Genomic DNA, 17,217 nt, shown 5'->3' on the forward strand with positions numbered 1-17,217 from the left:
TGGAAGCCTCTTGAATCACGCCAACCTACGCCGTGCCACAAATTACAACTCGCCGTTAACCTGAACTCGTTGCCCTGCGACCTCTGGTAGCATCTTCGCCTGCTCGGCGGGCTCTCCGCGCCGATGAGCATCGTTGGCGTTTTCTCCGACACCGATAAATTCTTGCTGCCCCAATCCGGCAAAACGCTCCGCCCGGCTCTATCAACGAAGGAACCAACCTCGTTCCCCAATGGTTGTTGCGGCGAAACAAGCACAGGGAAAACCGATGTCAGGCACCCGTGAATGGCTCGTCCAGTGGCTCAAGGATGCGCATGCGATGGAGGAGCAGGCCGAAACCATGCTGAACGGCCAGCTCAATCGGCTGGAGAGTTATCCCGAGCTCAGCGAGCGCATCAGGCTGCACCTCGATGAGACGAAGGGACACGCCGCGCGCCTTGGAACCTGCTTGGAACAACTGGGCGAAGATACATCCGCGCTGAAGGACGCCGGCGGCAAGCTGCTGGCGATGGCGCAGTCCCTAAGCGGCGTCTTCGCCGGCGACGAGGTGATGAAAGGCTCACTGGCGAGCTACACCTTCGAGCACATGGAGATCGCATCCTACACGGTCCTCATTGCAACCGCCGAGTCCCTCGGCGAAACGGAGATCGCCCGGGCCTGCGAACAAAATCTGCGTGAAGAGGAGGCGATGGCCGAGTGGCTCCAAAACAAGCTGCCCGCGACTACGGAGCAGTTCCTGGCTCGCTCGGCGTCGGACAGCGACCATGCCAAGCGATGACGACAGCAGGCCGGCGAGCAACGTGAAGCGACCTTCGGTCTGGCGGGCTTACAGCTATGCCTGGATTACCCTCGGCTTCTTCATCATCTCGCTTGTCGGCCACTGGGTTTTCGGCTGGTTCGCCTATCTCGACGAGCAGCGAGCGCTTGGCCAACCGCCCGAGTTCGGCGGCTATCTGATCGAGATGAGCCGCGACACGCTCGAGAACTGGCAGTCGGAATTTCTGCAGCTGCTCTGGCAGGTCGGTGGCCTAGCGTTCCTGCTCTTCGTCGGATCGCCGCAATCGAAGGAGAGTACCGACCGTATGGAGGCCAAGATCGACGCGCTTCTCAGGCTTGTCGATCCGGAGAAGGGCAAGGAGGCGATTCGCGAGCTGGACCTGCAGTATGACGGCCGCCACACCGACCAGCCGCACGCCCACCGGAACTAAATCTGGGAGCTGGAGATGTGGCTCGGAGCCGATCATACGTCGGCTCGGGCCGGCGGGCTTCCTCTATGCCGTGGCCAAATGAAGCCGCTCGAAATCCTCGAAGAACTCGCCATAGTCGCAGGTTATTTCCTCGCCCGCCGCAATGGCGCGGATCGCAGTTGCCCCGCCATACCGAGAAAAGTCCGTGTTCGGCCTTTCGGAATGGTTCATGAAGCGGCCATTGTCGACTTCATAGACGATGAATCCGGGCCGGTCCGGGCTTGGATAGGCGTATCTGTCGAGCAATTCCCTGAGGTAGGGCGGTGCCGTCTTATATTTTTCAATCGGGATCAACCGGTCGAAATCCGGATCGAGCCGCCAGATCGACGCTCCCTTCCTGATCGGCTCGGCGGCAAACACGCCGACGCCCTGGATTGCGCTAGCAGCGATGTAAGTCCTGATCAGCAGCATGTTTTAAGCCCGTCTTCGAACAGCATTCTCCGAACAGAAAACGCAATCGCCAAATCGCGCCAAGAAAGCAAGCCGGGTTTTCACGCCCTTGCATTGTTCGCCGACGCGAAGCGCCTCACGTCCGATTGATCGAGACGCCGCCATCGGCAAACAGCGCCGTTCCGGTGGTGAAGCTCGACGCATCCGACGCCAGATAGAGCGCCGAGCGGGCGATCTCCTCAGGCTGCGCCATCCGCTTCAGGGCGTGGATGCCTTCGACGAAAGCCCGGGCCTCGGGTGTGGTCGTCGTCGCGCCCGGCGTGTCGGTGCCGCCGGGCAGCAATGCGTTGACGCGCAAACCTTGTGCTCCGTATTCAACTGCCAGAACCTGCGTCAGCCCGATCAGGCCGGCCTTGGCGGCCGCGTAAGCGGCCATACCCGGCATGCCGGCGGTTCGGCCGACGAAGCTTGAGGTGAAGATCAGCGAGCCGCCACCGCGCTCCAGTAGCGCCGGCACCTGGTATTTCGCACCGATAAAGGCGCCGGTCAGATTGATGTCGATGGTCTCGTGCCACGTCTTCAGCGACATGTCGGGAACCGGTCCCATCTGGCCGACGGAGCCAGCATTGTTGAAGGCGATGTCGAGACCGCCAAACCGGCCCACCGCAAGCTCGACAAGGCCCTTGGCATAGGCTTCGTCCCTAATGTCGCCGGCAAGAGCAATGGCCGTGCCGTCGGCCTGCTCGATTTCCGCAACGAGCGCGTCCAGCTCTGCCTGGCGACGGGCAGCGACGACCAGCTTGGCGCCTTCCTCGGCAAAGAGTTTTGCGGTGGCGCGGCCGATACCGGAGCTGGCACCGGTGACGATGGCGATCTTGCTGGCGAGCGTGAGCATTTTTGGCGTCCTTTTTCTTCGCGCCAGCTTTGCCGGCAATCGGCTGCTTGGTCGCAGATCGAGGCAAAGCGAGCCACCCGATACCTGCGAAGGCGTCCGGATGCGTCGTTCGGCTCGTTGCTTCGACAGGTCTTTTTGGCCGTGGCGCAAAACGGCAAGCGCCGTCGCAAACAGCGCAAGGCTGGCAGCGCGGTTTCGCTAGTGATACACCTCGCGCGCCGGGGCTCGATTGGATGTCCGGCCGCTATCTGCGAGGCTGGAACGTTGAAGAAATACTCGGTATTCGCCATCGCCCGCGAGGCCATGCGCGGCCACAAGGGCTGGGAGGAACAGTGGTCCTCGCCAGAGCCGAAGAAGGAATACGACGTCATCATCGTCGGCGCCGGCGGCCATGGCCTGGCCACCGCCTACTACCTCGCCACGGTGCACGGCATCACCAATGTCGCGGTGCTGGAGAAGGGTTGGCTCGGCGGCGGCAATACCGGCCGCAACACCACCATCATCCGCTCCAACTATCTCTATGACGAGAGCGCCGGCATCTACGACCACGCGCTGAAGTTGTGGGACGGGCTCAGCCAGGAACTCAACTACAACGTCATGTATTCGCCGCGCGGCGTCATGATGCTGGCCCACAATGTCCACGACATCCAGGTCTTGAAACGCCACGTCCATGCCAATCGTCTGAACGGCATCGACAATGAATGGCTGACGCCGGAAGCCGCCAAGCAATTCTGCCCGCCGCTCAACATTTCGCGCACTGCCCGCTATCCGGTGATGGGCGCCACCCTGCAGCGTCGCGGCGGCACGGCGCGTCACGATGCCGTTGCCTGGGGCTATGCGCGCGGCGCCTCGGCGCGCGGCGTCCACATCATCCAGAACTGCGAAGTCACCGGCGTCAAGCGGGCGCCGAACGGTGCGGTCGCCGGCGTTGAGACGACGCGCGGCTTCATCGGCGCCAAAAAGGTCGGCGTCGTTGCCGCCGGCCATTCGTCGGTCATCATGAACATGGCCGGCGTGCGCATGCCGCTGGAAAGCTATCCGCTGCAGGCGCTGGTGTCAGAGCCGGTCAAGCCGGTCTTCCCCTGCGTGGTGATGTCGAACACCGTGCACGCCTATATCTCGCAGTCCGACAAGGGCGAACTGGTCATCGGCGCCGGCACCGACCAGTATATCTCCTATTCGCAGACCGGCGGCCTGCACATCCTGCAGCACACGCTCGACGCCATCTGCGAGATGTTCCCGATGTTCACGCGCATGAAGATGCTGCGTTCGTGGGGCGGCATCGTCGACGTGACGCCCGACCGCTCGCCGATCCTGGCCAAGACGCCGGTGCCCGGCCTCTATGTCAATTGCGGCTGGGGCACGGGCGGCTTCAAGGCGACGCCGGGCTCGGGCCATGTCTTTGCCCATACCATCGCCAGGGACGATCCGCATCCGATCAACGCCCCCTTCACCATCGAGCGCTTCCGCACCGGTCGCCTGATCGACGAGGCGGCGGCGGCGGCGGTGGCCCACTGATGATGGCTCCCTTCGTGACGTTGGGTCAGTGGCTTTGCGATCAACCGGCTGGCGCCCGCGTCGGCCACGGCGAATTGTAGGAACAACCATGCTTCTCATCCGCTGCCCCTATTGCGAGGAAGAGCGTCCGGAACTCGAATTCCGCAACGCCGGCGAGGCGCATATCGCGCGTTCGGCGGATATGGCCGCGACAAGCGACGACGATTTCGAAAAGTTCTTCTTCATCCGCTCGAATCCCAAAGGCATCATCTATGAGCGCTGGCGGCACATGCATGGCTGCGCGCGGTTCTTCAACGCCGTGCGTGACACCGTCAGCGACAGGTTCCTGATGACCTACAAGGCCGGCGAGCCGAAGCCGGCGAAGCTGCCGGGAGCCTCCGAATGATCGCGACGTTCCGCATTCCCGGCGCCGGGCGCCTCAAGCAGGCAGAGACCGCTCGGTTCAGCTTCGACGGCCAGTCCTATGCCGGCGTCGAGGGCGAAACGCTGGCCTCGGCGCTGCTCGCCAACGGCGTCCATCTGGTCGGCCGTTCGTTCAAATATCACCGGCCGCGCGGCTTCCTGTCCGCCGGGGCGGAAGAGCCCAACGCGCTGGTTGAGATCAAGCGCGACTCCGCCAGGAGGACACCCAATGTTCGCGCCACCGTGCAGGAGCTCTATGACGGGCTGACGGCACAGTCGCAGAACCGCTGGCCGTCGCTGGCCTTCGACGTCAGCGCGCTCGGCGACATCGCCTCGCCGCTGCTTTCGGCGGGCTTCTACTACAAGACCTTCATGTGGCCGAAGTCCGCCTGGAAAAACTTTTACGAGCCCAGGATCAGGGCTGCGGCAGGGCTTGGCGTCGCTCCCGACCAGCCGGATCCCGACCATTATTCGGCGCGCTTTGCCCATTGCGACGTGCTGGTGCTGGGCGGAGGGGCTGCTGGCATCGCCGCCGCACTTGCCGCGGCCGAAACCGGCGTGCGCGTCATCCTTGCCGACGAGCAGGTGGATTTCGGCGGCAGCCTGCGCTTCGAAAGCGGCGCCAGGATCGACGGCCAGGACGGTTTTGCCTGGGCGCAAGGCGCAGTCGCGACGCTCAAGGCCATGGACAATGTCCGCGTGCTGTCGCGCACCACGGCCTTCGGCTATTACGCGCAGAATTTCGTCGGGCTGGTAGAGCGCGTCAGCGACCATCTGCAGAACCCCGGCCGCGAGCTGCCGCGGGAGCGGCTGTGGCAGGTTCGCGCCAAACGTGTGGTGCTGGCGACCGGCGCCATCGAGCGACACATGGTGTTTGCCGACAACGATCGGCCCGGCATCATGCTGGCGTCGGCGGCGCGCACGTATCTCAACCATTTTGGCGTCGCGGTCGGCAGGAATGTCGGCGTCTATACCGCCAATGATTCCGCCTATGCGGCGGCAATCGACCTGAAGAAGGCCGGCGTCGGCGTGGCGGCGATAATCGACCTGCGCGACAATCCGACCGGGGCGCTGATCGATGAGGCGAGGGCGCTCGGCATCGAGGTCAATTTCGGCCGCGCGGTGATCCGCGCCGGCGGCAAATTGCGCGTCTCCTCGATGACCGTGCAGCCGAAGAATGGCGGCGGCGAGCGCACCATCCCGGTCGACGCGATCCTGATGTCGGCCGGCTGGACACCGTCGGTGCATCTGTTCTCGCAGTCACGCGGCAAGGTTGCCTTCAACGACGAGACCAAGCGTTTCGTGCCCGGCACCTACGCGCAGGATTGCGTGTCGGTCGGCGCCTGCAACGGTACGGACGGGCTGCCGGCGACGATCGACGAAGCCTATGCGGCGGGCGCCAAAGCGGCGAAAGATGCCAGCGTCAAGAATGCAGGGGCCAACACCCTCAAGGGGACCAAGCCGAAGGTCGACGCCAGCGAGAGCTGGTCGCGCGGCATGCTGGGTGCGGCGCCCGGCGCCGGGCCAGATACGACGGTCAAGGCCTTCGTCGACTTCCAGAACGACGTCACCGCCAAGGACATTCGCCAGGCGGTGCATGAAGGCATGCGCTCGATCGAGCACGTCAAGCGCTTCACCACCAACGGCATGGCGACCGACCAGGGCAAGACCTCGAACATGCACGGTCTGGCCATCGCCGCCGAGACGCTGGGCAAGCCGATCCCGCAAGTTGGCCTGACGACGTTCCGGGCGCCTTACACGCCGGTGACCTTCGGTTCGATCGTCGGGCACGCGCGGGGTCCGCTCTTCGAACCGACCCGCAAGACGGCGATCCATCCGTGGGCCGAGGCTCAAGGCGCTGTGTTCGAGGATGTCGGCCAATGGAAGCGCGCCTGGTATTTTCCCAAAGCAGGCGAGGACATGCACGCCGCCGTCGATCATGAGTGTGTCACGGTGCGCAAGACGGCCGGCCTTTTCGACGCCTCGACGCTGGGCAAGATCGAGGTGGTCGGGCCGGATGCGGCGAAGTTCATGGAACTGCTCTATACCAATCCGTGGGAGAAACTGGAGCCCGGCCGTTGCCGCTATGGCATCATGCTGCGCGAGGATGGGTTCATCTATGACGACGGTGTGGTTGGAAGACTGGCGCCGGACCGGTTCCATGTGACGACGACGACAGGCGGTGCGCCGCGCGTCATGAACCATATGGAGGATTACCTCCAGACCGAGTTTCCGCATCTCAACGTCTGGCTGACCTCGATCACCGAGCAGTGGGCGGTGATCGCCGTGCAGGGACCGAAGTCGCGGGAGATCATCGCGCCGCTGGTCGAGGGCATCGACATGTCGGACGGGGCGCTGCCGCATATGTCAGTGCGCGAAGGCAAGATCTGCGGGGTGCCGACAAGGCTGTTCCGCATGTCGTTCACCGGCGAGCGCGGCTTCGAGGTCAACGTGCCGGCCGACTACGGCCAGGCCGTCTGGGAAGCGCTGTGGACCGATGGCCAGAAGCATGGCGCCTGTGCCTATGGCACCGAGGCGATGCACGTGCTGCGTGCCGAAAAGGGTTACATCATCGTCGGCCAGGACACCGACGGCACGGTGACGCCAAACGATGCCGGTCTCGACTGGGCGGTCGGCAAGAAGAAGACCGATTTCGTCGGTATCAGGGGCATGGCTCGGCCCGACCTGGTCGCCAAGGGCCGCAAGCAGCTTGTCGGCCTGAAGACCAAAGACCCAAAAGTGGTGCTGGAAGAAGGCGCGCAGATCGTCGGCGATCCGAAGCAGGCGATCCCGATGACCATGATCGGCCATGTCACCTCGAGCTATTGGTCGGAAAATTGCGGCCGCTCGATCGCCCTGGCCCTGGTTGCCGGCGGCCGCGACCGGATGGGTGACACGCTCTACGTGCCGATGCCCAATGCGACGATCGAGGTGGAGGTCACCGGCATGGTGTTCTTCGACGAGAAGGGGGAGCGCCTCAATGGCTAAGGCTGTTGCGAAGAAATCTGCAGCCGCTGCGCCGTCGGTCGAACGCCGGCCGGCTCTCGTCGGTCAGGAGCTTTCCGTAACCGGCGTTACGCTTGCTGTGTTGCCGCCGGCGCAGCGTATTTCGCTGCGCGCACCGGACGCCTCTGTCGCGGCGCTTTCGAAGGCGCTTGGCGTGGGCCTGCCGCGGAAGCCCAAATCCTCGGCGGCAAAGGCCGGGCGCACGGCATTGTGGCTTGGGCCGGACGAATGGCTGGTCATCGACGAGGTGGGAAAAGACCCGCTCGCCGACTGCGCCGAGGTTACAGTGCTGCATTCGGCGGTCGGCATCTCGCATCGCAACGTTGCCATCTCGGTCATCGGCCCAGCGGCGGCGGCGACGATCAATTCAGGTTGTCCGCAGGATCTGTCGCTGGACGTCTTTCCGGTGGGCGCGGCGTCGCGCACCATCCTGGGCAAGGCCGAGATCGTGCTGTTGCGCACCGCAGCCGACGCGTTCCGGGTTGAATGCTGGCGCTCTTTTTCCGATTATGTCTTTACTTTCCTGTCGGAGGCGGCCGGCGACGCCGCGGCTTAGGAATGTTCGCTGGGCTCGACCGTTTGCCGGAGCGAGTCGAGGAGCCAGAGCAAGTCGGGGGAGAAATGTCGATGCCGTCGAAATCCGCGCCGAATCCAGCGGCTCAGAAGACGCCGGCCGTGCGCTCGTTCGAACACGAGCAGCACAAAGAACCAAACATTGAAGAGGAACTCGAGGAAGGGCTCGAGGACACGTTTCCGGCCAGCGATCCGGTGTCGATCACCGGGACTTCGATTCCCGGTGCTCCTGCAAGACCTGGCAAGGCCAAGTTCGTGGCCGGAATGAAGAAGCGCAGGAAATAACATCCATCAGGCTCCGGCGAGCCGGGTCGCCGGCCACGAGAGCGGGCGGTCAGGATTTCCTGTCGCCCTTTTCGAATGTCAGAACGTGCTGGGCACGATCCACGGGTCGATGTCGATGCCGAGCCGCGGGTCCTTGCTTTCCGTTGAGCCCTTGTGGGTAGCCGCGCCTGCCTTCTCGACCGATCCGGTCGCGCCGCAATCGAGCTTGATGCTGGTGTCGGCGCAGGCCGCGGCCGGCGCCTGTTTGCCGAGTTGACTCTGGTCGGCGAAGGCAGCGCCCGAGAAAGCAAGCAGTGCCGCGAGGGTGAGGATTGTCTTTTTCATGGCCTGTCTCCGGGCTGGATGGCTGAAATCTTTTTGTACATGTACGACATAGTGTACATATACGGCCGGTGAATATGAAGTTCAAGTCGGAAATTGTACAAGTACGAAAATTTTGACAACGAGCGTGACGCTTGCCCGCCGGGTCGCGATCCAAGCCACCAGGTGACCCACACGCATAGGTTGATTCACCAGCCCTTCGCCCCGCTTCGCTTGCCTGTCAGCTATCCGAAACCGAACAAAAACCCTTCAGCAGTTGACCGGCGTCTCGGTCAGCGGCGGCACGTCCTGCGTGGCCAGCGCGGCAAGCGTGAAGTCGCACATCCGCTTCACGAACGCCTGCTGGTCGCCGAACGGATAGAAGGGAAAGGTGATCAGCAGCGAGATCGTGCCGTGGCCGACCGCCCACAGCATGGTGGCGATGGCGCGCGGATCGCCCTTCAGCTTGCCGGCGGCCACGCAGGCCTCGACCCTCTTGATCAGCACCTTCATCAACGGGTTGCCCTCCTGCATCTCGGCGAAGGTCTTGCCTTCCGGGGGCTTGACCTTCTCGGTCATGAATATCGTGCGATACTCGTTGGGGTTGCCAAGGCCGAAGGCCGCATATTCGGTCATCACCACTTGCAGCGCCTCGATCGGATCGTCGGCCGGGTGATCCTCGATACGCGCTGCCAGAGTCTTGAACGCGTCCTCGGCCAACGCGAACAAGATGTCCTGCTTGTCGGCAAAATAGGAATAAACCGACATCGGCGCATATCCGACACGCTTGGCCAGCTTGCGGATGGTGAGGCCTTCATAGCCTTCTTCCTGGACGAGTTTGTGCGCGGCGTCGACAAGTTCGGAGCGCAGTTCGGCCTTTTGTTTCTCGCGGCGTGTCTGGACGCTAAGCGGCAATTTTCGCCTGCCTTTATCTGTTAGCGGCGGTGAGTGGCTGGCTAAACTATATACGCTGTACGGAATCGGACAAGGCGCGGTCAAAAATCGGCGCCCTTCTCAGCTATTTTTCGCCCAAACATCGATCACAAGTGTTACCCGGGCAGAACGACGCGACATCGGACCGTTACAACCAGAGGTTAGCTGCGGCCCGGCCAAGAGAGTTAGTTGCTAGGGCCGATACGACCATGACCGAGCTTTCGTCCAGTGCACTAAGCGTGGATCCGCGGCACATGAAGATCATCTCTGCCGAGGCTCGCTGAGCCGTTCAGGCCGCTTCTGGCTCGCGCTCGATCAATGTCAGCGTCAGCCAGCGCGCGGTCAGCGCCGGCTTTTTCGAGCCCTCGATCTCGATCGTCACGTCATGCGCGGTCTGCACCCAACCCGACGGCCTGACCTTGACGTCGGCCAGCACAAAACGGGTGCGGATGCGCGCGCCGGTCTTCACCGGCGCCAGGAAGCGCAGCGAATCAAAACCATGGTTGACCCCCATCTTGCTGTTTTCGAGCGGCGGCATGGTCTCGAAGGTCATCGCCGACAGAAGCGAAAGCGACAGAAAACCATGCGCGATGGTGCCGCCGAACGGCGTCTCGCGCTTGGCGCGCTCCGGGTCGCAATGGATGAACTGGTGGTCGTCGGTGGCATCGGCGAACTGGTCGATCATGCGCTGCGAGACCACCCGCCACGGCGAGACGCCGACCTCTTTGCCGACGCTGGCCAGAAGCACATCGAGACTGATCGGTTCCACGCTGATGTCCTCCATTTCAACCGTCCGGAGCGCGAGCGGCTTCATTCCTTGAACAGTGTCAGCCCATGCTGCACCGACTGCCCGCCATCGATCGGCAGGATGGCGCCGGTGACATAGCTGCCGGCACGGCTGCACAAATAGAGCGTCGCGCCGGCAATGTCATCCGGCGCGCCGATGCGACGAAGCGGAACATGGCCGCCGACTTGTCTTGCCTGTTCCTCGCTCGCGGTGGCGAAAGCGGTCATCCGGCTCTGGAAGGGGCCGGGGGCGAACGCATTGACGGTGATGCGGCGGGCGGCGAACTCGATCGCCAAGATGCGCGTCAGATGGTGAACAGCAGCCTTCGAGGCAGAGTAAGAGTAGGCGTCGTCGGCCAGCGGCTGCGTGCCCATCACCGAACCCAGATTGATCACCCTGGCCGGATCGGCATCGCTGGCGGCGGCCTCGAGCAGCGGCAGAAGCTCGCGCGTCAGGTGGAAGACCGCAGTGACGTTGACGCCGAACACCTTGGCCCAGGCATGGTAGGGAAAACTTTCCAGCGGCGCGCCCCAGGAGACGCCGGCATTGTTGACCAGGATGTTCAGCCGCTCGGTCCGCGCCTTGACCTCGTCGACCAGCGCCGCGATGCCAGCCTCGCTGGAGACATCGCCGGCAAAGCCCTCGGCCCGGCCGGAGCCGCCGAGGCCGTTCAGTTCGCCGGCAACCCTGATACAATCCTCGCCCTTGCGCGAGGCGATCATCACGGTGGCGCCGGCCCTGACCAAAGCGGTCGCCGCCATACGACCGATGCCGGTCGCAGCCCCGGTGACCAGCGCGGTCTTGCCGGCCACCGAAAACAGCTCGTCCAGATAGCTCATCGCAATTCCTCCGCGCGCCCGTGCCTCGCCCAGCAAAAGGCTGCCATGGTCAGGGCCGCAAACCTCTTCAGGCAAATGATAGTGCCCAATTTGTATTGGAGATCAACTTGTTGAAGTCGGCGCCGCCCCTCATCGCCCTGCCGGGCACTTCTCCCCGTATAGTGACGGGGAGAAGGAGCTGACCGCAACGCCGGCGCACATTCTGCAACGTTGGACATTGGCGAAATCATCGATACAGCGCCCTCTCCCCGTCACTATACGGGGAGAGGATGCCGGCAGGCAGGTGAGGGGCAGCGCAAACGCTCGGAATGAGCGGCCATTGGTCTAAGCTGAAGCGATTGTCCTGCCGGTGTGCGCTGCGGTTTCTACGCCTGAGGAAATCCGTATACTGTCTGCTTACTTCGATCGCGGGGCGAGAAGGCCGAAATGACGCTCAAACTCGAATATGACCCGGAAGCCAATGCTGCCTACATTCGTTTCTCCTCGGAGGCGATCCAGGAAAGCGAGGAAGCCTCCGCAGGCATAGTCCTCGACTATGATGCTGAAGGTCACATCGTCGGGATGGAGGTGCTGGATGCCCGAGAACACCTTCCCGCCGCGATCCTAAAGGCGGCCTGACCTACTCAGCCGGCTCGACATTGGTGTAGGCGGCTTGTTCGAGCTCGCGCTTCAGCCGCGACGCCTCTTCCACCTTCGGCGTGACGAAGCGGCCGAGCAGGAGATAGGCGACCGGCGTCAGGAACAGCGTCGAGACGGTGGCCAGACCCAGGCCGCCGACGATCACCCAGCCGAGCGCGATGCGCGCCTCGGCGCCGGCGCCGCTCGCCAGCACCAGCGGCACGCCGCCGAGCACGGTGCAGATCATCGTCATCATCACCGGCCGCAGCCGGATGGTGGAGGCCTGCTCGATCGCCTCGCGCACGCCGAGCCCGCGGTCGCGCAACTGATTGGCGAACTCGACGATCAGAATGCCGTTCTTGGCCATGACGCCGACCAGCAGCACCAGGCCGATCTGGCTGTAGGCGTTGAGGCTGGTGCCGCTGAGCAAAAGGGCAAAGATCGCGCAGGCGAGGCCGAGCGGCACCGTCGCCATGATGATGACCGCGCTGACGAAGCTCTCGAACTGAGCGGCGAGCACCAAAAGGATGATGACCAGCGAGAAACCGAAGATGGTGATCATGGCGCTGTTGGTCTCGCCCAGCGTCGCCGCCTCGGCCAAGGGGACGATGCGGCTGCCCGGCGGCAGAAGCGGCGTGGCGATTGCCTCGGCGCGGGTGAGCGCCTGGCCGAGCGCGAAATCGCCGCTGAGGTTGGAGGTGATCGCCACCGACGGCTGCTGCTGCTCGCGGGTCAGCGAGGGCGGTACGGCTCGCTCGGTCAAAGTGGCGATGGTCGACATCGGCACGAAGCGGCCGTCGGCCGTCTTCAGGAAGATGTTCTCCAAATCGGTCGGATCGTTGATCGGGTTGGTCGTCGAGACGAGCTTCACGCCGTAGCTGCGATCGGCGATATAGACGTCGACGACATCATTGCCGTCGAGCATGGCCTGGAAGGAATCGGCCAGCCTGGTGATGTCGATGCCGAGGTCGGAAGCGCGCTCGCGGTCGATGGCGACGGAAAGCTGGGGCTGCGTCGGGTCGACAGAGAGCCGCGGCGACTGGAAGCCGGGGCCCTTCTGCATTTCCGCGATGATCTTCACCGCAGCGTTGCCGAGCGCCGCGCGGTTGTTGCCGACCAGCGCGAACTGCAGGCCGTTGCCGGCGCCGCGAATACCGAGGCTGTTGGGCTGCATCGGAAAGACGCGCACGCTCGGCACCTGCCGGGTGCGCCGGCTGATGTCGGCCATGATCTGCTGCTGGCTGCGGTCGCGCTCGTCCCATGGCGCCAGCGTCATCACCATGAAGCCGGCATTGTAGGCGCCGTTCCGGCCGGCGCTCTCGAACGTATTGCGGATTTCGCCGGAATCGCGCAGCGGCTGGATCAGTTTTTCGATCTTCTGCATCTGCTGCGTCGTGTAGTCGAGGCTGACGCCTTGCGGCGCGTCGACGCGCATGAGCACGACGGCACGATCCTCGGTCGGCGTCAGTTCCTGGCGAATCGTGCCGAACAGCGTGAAGGCGGTGGCTGCAAACAGCAGCGCGACCAGGAGCACGATCCACGGCGCATCGAGGCAGGTGCGCAGGCAGCGCCGGTAGAGCCTGTTCAGCGCGCCGCCGATGCGGGCGCCGATGCCGCTGCCGCCTTCGTGATGAAGCGGCGCGACCGACAGCATGCGCGAGGCAAGCATCGGACAAAGGGTCAGCGCCACGACGGCGGACAGAAGCACCGATATTGCGAGAACGAAGCCGAATTCGCGAAACAGGCCGCCGGTCTGGCCGGGCAGGAAGGAGATCGGCACGAACACGGCGACCAGCGTCAGCGTCGTGGCGATGACGGCGAAGAACACTTCCTGGGCGCCAAGCACGGCCGCGGCGCGTGGCCCCATGCCTTCGTTGCGTCGTCGCACGATATTTTCCAGAACGACGATGGCGTCATCGACGACCAGGCCCGTCGCCAGCACCAGGGCGAGCAGCGTCAATATGTTGACCGAGAAGCCGGCGAGATAGATGGCGGCGATCGTCCCGATCATGGCGACCGGCATCGCAAGCCCCGGAATGAGCGTCGCGCGCCAGTCGAGGAGAAACACGTAGATGACGATCAGCACGATTGAGACGGACAGGCCGAGTGCGATCTCGACCTCATGCACCGCGCCGTTGACGAAGACCGCATCGTCGCTGGTGACCTTGATCGACATGCCCTGAGGTAGATCCGCCTGCAGCGCGGCGACCGCGGCCCTGACGCCGGTCGAAATATCCAGCGTGTTCGATTCCGCCTGGCGGATGATGCCGAGACCGATGCCGGTCTTGCCGTTCGAACGCAATGTGGTCTGGCCGATGTCGGGGCCGAGCGTGACGGTGGCGACGTCGCGGATGCGGGTCGTGCCGCCGATGATGATGTTTTCGAACTCCTCCGGCGTGGTCACGTCCGCCGTCGGACGCACGATCAGGTCCTGGTTGGTCGTGGTGATCGAACCGGCCGGCGAATCGAAAGCGACCGAAGCCAGCGCTGTCCTCAGGTCGGCAACGGTGAAGCCCAGGCTGGCAAGTTTGTTCTGGTCGACATCGATGCGGAAGATCTTGTCGCGGTCGCCATAGACCTGGACGTCGGCAACGCCGGGCACGGCGGCAAGCTCGTCCTCGATCTGGTCCTGGACCAGCACCGTCATGTCCTGCACCGACATGGTGTCGGAGGTGACAGCCAGCCGCATCACCGGTTCGGAATTGGCGTCGGCCTTGACGATGCGCGGCGCATCCGCCGTGTCAGGCATCTGGTCGACGACGCGGCCAACGGCGTCGCGCACATCGGAGGCGGCGACGTCGAGGTTGACCCCGTCGTTGAATTCGATGGTGACGCGGCTCGTGCCGAAGGACGAGGTGGACGAGATCGACTTTACGCCGGAGACGCGGCCGACCGCGCCCTCGATCACGTCGGTCAGTTCGCGGTCGACGGTTTCGGATGCGGCGCCTTCAAAGGTCGTGTTAACGGTGATGACGGGGCGGTCGACATCCGGCAGTTCGCGGATCTCGACGCCGTAGAAGGCGGCAAGGCCGGCAACCGCGATCAATGTGTTCAGCACGAAGGCCATCACCGGCCTGCGGATGAACAGCGCAGTGAAGCCTGTGTCGCCGGCGGCGTTGTTGGTTGCGGTCATCAGCCGTCGGCGTCCGCGGCGCGCTGTTCTTCGCCGGCGATGCGGACCTCGCCGCCTTCGCTGACGCTCTGGGTGCCTTCGGTCACCACCATGTCGCCGCTGACGATCGGGGCGTCGATCAGCACGGTCTCGGTGTTGCGCTGGATGATGCGCACGGCCACCCGCTTGGCCTTGCCGTCCACAATGGCCCAGATATAGGCGCCGTCCGAACCCCACTGGATCGCCAGCGGACTGACCGCCGGATAGCTGTCGCCGGGGAATTTCATGGAGATCTGGAAGGACATGCCGGCACGCAGCGAATCGGCCGGGTTGGCGATCTTTGCCTTGACCAGGAGGGTACGGCTGGCTTCATCGATGTGATTGTCGATAGCGGAAACCGTACCGGTATAGGCTTTGTTGGGATTGGCAATCGGCGTCGCCGACAATTGCGCGCCGATCTTGACGGCGGCGGCGAAGCGCTCCGGCACCCAGAATTCGACCAGTATGCTGGAGCGGTCGTCGAGGGTGGCAACCGCCGACTGGCTGGTCACATAGTTGCCGGCTGATATCGGCAGGATGCCGACGACACCGGCGATCGGTGCGACGATCGAGCGGCGCTGCAAGGCCAGTTCCGCATCGCGAAGCGCCAGCTTGGCATTGGCCAGCACCACTTCGGCATCGGCAACGGCGACGGCTGTCGCAGCGTTGGAAGCCCGCAGCGATTTGACCCGGACGAGCCTGGCCTGCGCGTCCTGCAAAGCAACCTTGGCGCGGTCCTGTGCGATCACCTCGGTGTCGGAATCGAGGGTGGCGATCACCTGCCCCTTTTCGACATGCGCGCCGGACTCGACCAGGAATTCTACGAGGCGGCCGGAACTGTAGGGATTGACCGTCACCGAGGCGTTGGCGCGGCCGGTGCCGATCGCCTGCAGGCGATCGTTGATGATGGCGGCGGACGCCGGCAATGCAACGATGGTCACCCGCTGGCCGGCGGCGTTGCGGCTGCCTGCTTGCCCGGCGTTATCGACGGTGCCCGTTGGTGGCGTTGCGGCATAAGCCCAGTCGATGCCCCAGCGGGCCAGCACATCCGGCGCGCCTGGAAAAAAGCGAACCCAGGCGGCCGCAGCCGCGACGAGGATCACAAGTGCAAAAACGATCTGTTTCCAGGTGGCCATCGGCGCTCCGGTTGGCAAATATACCGCCTACGGTTCCCAAGGTGAAGTAGTCGCGACGGCACCCTCCGACACAGGGGATGGCCCGTCGATATCAAAGCTTTATGGCAATTCTCCCGCTCGCTTGCACATTAAATCGGCGTAACGTTGATAAGGGCCTCGGCTGGGCTCACTGGCCGATCGACGCGGGCGGCCACGATGCGCTGGCCGTTTCGATCGCCGCCTCGAGGCCACGCCGACGGCGCCGCTCGGCAGGTCGTCCATCGGATCCCGTCTGCGTGCCCGCGGAGATTTTTTATGTCGCGTGTGCGCCGCCGGGTACGACGACGCCGGACATCGCGATTCCGGCGGTTGCCGGATCTTCCTTCAGCGCCGCGTCCGCGAGCGAGACCACGCCCACCAGGCGCTTGTCGCGATTGAGGACAGGCAACCGCCTGACCTGGATGTCACCCATATTCTGGGCGACGTGCTCGATATCTTCGTCCTCGAAGCAGTATTTGACATCCTTGGTCATCACGTCGCGGACCGTGGCATTGCCGTCCTTGCCCTCGGCGAGCGCACGCACGACGATGTCACGGTCGGTGATCGTTCCGACGAGTCGGTCGTTTTCTCCGACGGGCAGGAACCCGACATCGTCGACCGCCATGCGTCTCGCGATTTTCTGCAACGACTCGTCAGGACTGGCGAGATGAACGTTGGGGGTCATTATCTCAGCGACTTTCATGGTGAATCTCCCTGTTCGCGCGCAGAACGGCACCGGCGCCGGCGATCGTCGAGCGATATTGGTCTGGAGAACGTGTTGAGGGCCTCAGGCCTGTCGCGCTGCGACTGTCACCCATCTCTCGGGAAGGGCATCCGGCTATGGATAACCGAGAACGAGCATTGCTGTCGTAATTCCATCCCTGCAGCCAACATGGATCGAGCTGGCTGAAACCGGGGAACGCCGCACGATGCCAAGCCGGCAATGGAATTAGCAGGTTCTTTCACCAAAAGGTGCTTGACACGAAACCGATGCTTCCCATATACGCCTCACCAACGAGGGCGGTGCGCCGCTGGCGACGAAGCGGTTCGCTTCTAGATCTGCCCTCTGCGAAATTCAAGAGAGCCGCGTGAGCGACACTCGAACGGCCCCGAAGCCAAAAG

At 63.7% G+C, this 17,217-nt stretch carries 17 protein-coding genes; 8 read left to right on the forward strand and 9 right to left on the reverse strand.

What is annotated here, in order from left to right; translation table 11 throughout:
• Positions 1-265 precede the first annotated feature (265 nt).
• Together AC0L16_RS32340 and AC0L16_RS32345 are read left to right on the forward strand one after the other, a co-directional pair.
• On the forward strand, positions 266-775 hold the full coding sequence (locus AC0L16_RS32340; RefSeq protein ID WP_473625590.1) for a YciE/YciF ferroxidase family protein: 510 nt from the start codon (positions 266-268) through the stop codon (positions 773-775).
• On the forward strand, positions 762-1,205 hold the full coding sequence (locus AC0L16_RS32345) for a DUF6766 family protein (protein ID WP_473625591.1): 444 nt from the start codon (positions 762-764) through the stop codon (positions 1,203-1,205). Before AC0L16_RS32340 ends, AC0L16_RS32345 begins: the two co-directional genes overlap by 14 nt.
• Positions 1,206-1,268: 63 nt before the next feature.
• Here AC0L16_RS32345 and AC0L16_RS32350 read toward each other — a convergent pair whose 3' ends face one another.
• Together AC0L16_RS32350 and AC0L16_RS32355 are read right to left on the reverse strand one after the other, a co-directional pair.
• Entirely contained in the window at positions 1,269-1,655 is a 387-nt protein-coding gene (locus tag AC0L16_RS32350) for an SET domain-containing protein (RefSeq protein WP_473625592.1), read from the reverse strand.
• A gap of 115 nt (positions 1,656-1,770) precedes the next feature.
• Entirely contained in the window at positions 1,771-2,529 is a 759-nt protein-coding gene (locus AC0L16_RS32355; protein ID WP_473625593.1) for an SDR family oxidoreductase, read from the reverse strand.
• Between the two features lie 264 nt (positions 2,530-2,793).
• On the opposite strand from AC0L16_RS32355, the gene AC0L16_RS32360 reads away from it, so the two are divergent.
• From AC0L16_RS32360 to AC0L16_RS32380, 5 genes are all read left to right on the forward strand, one after another.
• Complete coding sequence (locus AC0L16_RS32360; protein ID WP_473625594.1) at positions 2,794-4,047, forward strand: sarcosine oxidase subunit beta; 1,254 nt, start codon at positions 2,794-2,796, stop codon at positions 4,045-4,047.
• 88 nt (positions 4,048-4,135) lie between these two features.
• The gene (locus AC0L16_RS32365; protein ID WP_023797525.1) at positions 4,136-4,432 is read left to right on the forward strand and encodes a sarcosine oxidase subunit delta; all 297 of its coding nucleotides are present in this window, start codon (positions 4,136-4,138) and stop codon (positions 4,430-4,432) included.
• Positions 4,429-7,437: a sarcosine oxidase subunit alpha gene (locus AC0L16_RS32370; protein WP_473625595.1), complete on the forward strand. Its 3,009-nt coding sequence runs from the start codon at positions 4,429-4,431 to the stop codon at positions 7,435-7,437. Before AC0L16_RS32365 ends, AC0L16_RS32370 begins: the two co-directional genes overlap by 4 nt.
• Positions 7,430-8,011 (forward strand): sarcosine oxidase subunit gamma, encoded by a 582-nt coding sequence (locus tag AC0L16_RS32375; RefSeq protein WP_473625596.1) that lies wholly within the window; start codon positions 7,430-7,432, stop codon positions 8,009-8,011. The genes AC0L16_RS32370 and AC0L16_RS32375 overlap by 8 nt, the downstream gene beginning before the upstream one ends.
• Positions 8,012-8,082: 71 nt before the next feature.
• Complete coding sequence (locus AC0L16_RS32380) at positions 8,083-8,313, forward strand: hypothetical protein (protein WP_473625606.1); 231 nt, start codon at positions 8,083-8,085, stop codon at positions 8,311-8,313.
• 78 nt (positions 8,314-8,391) lie between these two features.
• Here the strand turns inward: AC0L16_RS32380 and AC0L16_RS32385 are convergent, their stop codons facing one another.
• From AC0L16_RS32385 to AC0L16_RS32400, 4 genes are all read right to left on the reverse strand, one after another.
• On the reverse strand, positions 8,392-8,637 hold the full coding sequence (locus AC0L16_RS32385) for a DUF680 domain-containing protein (protein WP_473625598.1): 246 nt from the start codon (positions 8,635-8,637) through the stop codon (positions 8,392-8,394).
• Positions 8,638-8,883: 246 nt separating this feature from the next.
• Entirely contained in the window at positions 8,884-9,528 is a 645-nt protein-coding gene (locus AC0L16_RS32390) for a TetR/AcrR family transcriptional regulator (RefSeq protein WP_473625599.1), read from the reverse strand.
• 307 nt (positions 9,529-9,835) lie between these two features.
• Positions 9,836-10,330 carry a MaoC family dehydratase gene (locus tag AC0L16_RS32395; RefSeq protein WP_268929563.1) on the reverse strand — a complete coding sequence of 165 codons (495 nt, stop codon included), beginning with the start codon at positions 10,328-10,330 and terminating at the stop codon, positions 9,836-9,838.
• Between the two features lie 26 nt (positions 10,331-10,356).
• The gene (locus tag AC0L16_RS32400; RefSeq protein WP_473625600.1) at positions 10,357-11,172 is read right to left on the reverse strand and encodes an SDR family oxidoreductase; all 816 of its coding nucleotides are present in this window, start codon (positions 11,170-11,172) and stop codon (positions 10,357-10,359) included.
• Positions 11,173-11,598: 426 nt separating this feature from the next.
• Here AC0L16_RS32400 and AC0L16_RS32405 point away from each other — a divergent pair, with 426 nt between their 5' ends.
• Positions 11,599-11,790 (forward strand): DUF2283 domain-containing protein, encoded by a 192-nt coding sequence (locus AC0L16_RS32405; protein ID WP_473625601.1) that lies wholly within the window; start codon positions 11,599-11,601, stop codon positions 11,788-11,790.
• 1 nt (position 11,791) lies between these two features.
• Here the strand turns inward: AC0L16_RS32405 and AC0L16_RS32410 are convergent, their stop codons facing one another.
• The 3 genes from AC0L16_RS32410 to AC0L16_RS32420 form a co-directional block, all read right to left on the reverse strand.
• Positions 11,792-14,923 (reverse strand): efflux RND transporter permease subunit, encoded by a 3,132-nt coding sequence (locus tag AC0L16_RS32410; RefSeq protein ID WP_473625602.1) that lies wholly within the window; start codon positions 14,921-14,923, stop codon positions 11,792-11,794.
• Entirely contained in the window at positions 14,923-16,077 is a 1,155-nt protein-coding gene (locus AC0L16_RS32415; RefSeq protein ID WP_473625603.1) for an efflux RND transporter periplasmic adaptor subunit, read from the reverse strand. The genes AC0L16_RS32410 and AC0L16_RS32415 overlap by 1 nt, the downstream gene beginning before the upstream one ends.
• Positions 16,078-16,369: 292 nt before the next feature.
• Positions 16,370-16,798 (reverse strand): CBS domain-containing protein, encoded by a 429-nt coding sequence (locus tag AC0L16_RS32420; protein WP_473625605.1) that lies wholly within the window; start codon positions 16,796-16,798, stop codon positions 16,370-16,372.
• Positions 16,799-17,217: the final 419 nt, after the last annotated feature.

The sequence above is a fragment of the Mesorhizobium sp. WSM4848 genome (genome assembly GCF_055811375.1).

Excerpts from the sequence above, each read along its gene's own strand:
- AC0L16_RS32365 (WP_023797525.1), top strand. The coding sequence starts at position 4,136 with ATGCTTCTCATCCGCTGCCCCTATTGCGAGGAAGAGCGTCCGGAACTC.
- AC0L16_RS32370 (WP_473625595.1), top strand. The coding sequence starts at position 4,429 with ATGATCGCGACGTTCCGCATTCCCGGCGCCGGGCGCCTCAAGCAGGCA.
- AC0L16_RS32345 (WP_473625591.1), top strand. The coding sequence starts at position 762 with ATGCCAAGCGATGACGACAGCAGGCCGGCGAGCAACGTGAAGCGACCT.
- AC0L16_RS32405 (WP_473625601.1), top strand. The coding sequence starts at position 11,599 with ATGACGCTCAAACTCGAATATGACCCGGAAGCCAATGCTGCCTACATT.
- AC0L16_RS32375 (WP_473625596.1), top strand. The coding sequence starts at position 7,430 with ATGGCTAAGGCTGTTGCGAAGAAATCTGCAGCCGCTGCGCCGTCGGTC.
- AC0L16_RS32395 (WP_268929563.1), bottom strand. The coding sequence starts at position 10,330 with ATGGAGGACATCAGCGTGGAACCGATCAGTCTCGATGTGCTTCTGGCC.
- AC0L16_RS32380 (WP_473625606.1), top strand. The coding sequence starts at position 8,083 with ATGCCGTCGAAATCCGCGCCGAATCCAGCGGCTCAGAAGACGCCGGCC.
- AC0L16_RS32415 (WP_473625603.1), bottom strand. The coding sequence starts at position 16,077 with ATGGCCACCTGGAAACAGATCGTTTTTGCACTTGTGATCCTCGTCGCG.
- AC0L16_RS32355 (WP_473625593.1), bottom strand. The coding sequence starts at position 2,529 with ATGCTCACGCTCGCCAGCAAGATCGCCATCGTCACCGGTGCCAGCTCC.
- AC0L16_RS32410 (WP_473625602.1), bottom strand. The coding sequence starts at position 14,923 with ATGACCGCAACCAACAACGCCGCCGGCGACACAGGCTTCACTGCGCTG.
- AC0L16_RS32400 (WP_473625600.1), bottom strand. The coding sequence starts at position 11,172 with ATGAGCTATCTGGACGAGCTGTTTTCGGTGGCCGGCAAGACCGCGCTG.
- AC0L16_RS32420 (WP_473625605.1), bottom strand. The coding sequence starts at position 16,798 with ATGAAAGTCGCTGAGATAATGACCCCCAACGTTCATCTCGCCAGTCCT.
- AC0L16_RS32340 (WP_473625590.1), top strand. The coding sequence starts at position 266 with ATGTCAGGCACCCGTGAATGGCTCGTCCAGTGGCTCAAGGATGCGCAT.
- AC0L16_RS32350 (WP_473625592.1), bottom strand. The coding sequence starts at position 1,655 with ATGCTGCTGATCAGGACTTACATCGCTGCTAGCGCAATCCAGGGCGTC.
- AC0L16_RS32385 (WP_473625598.1), bottom strand. The coding sequence starts at position 8,637 with ATGAAAAAGACAATCCTCACCCTCGCGGCACTGCTTGCTTTCTCGGGC.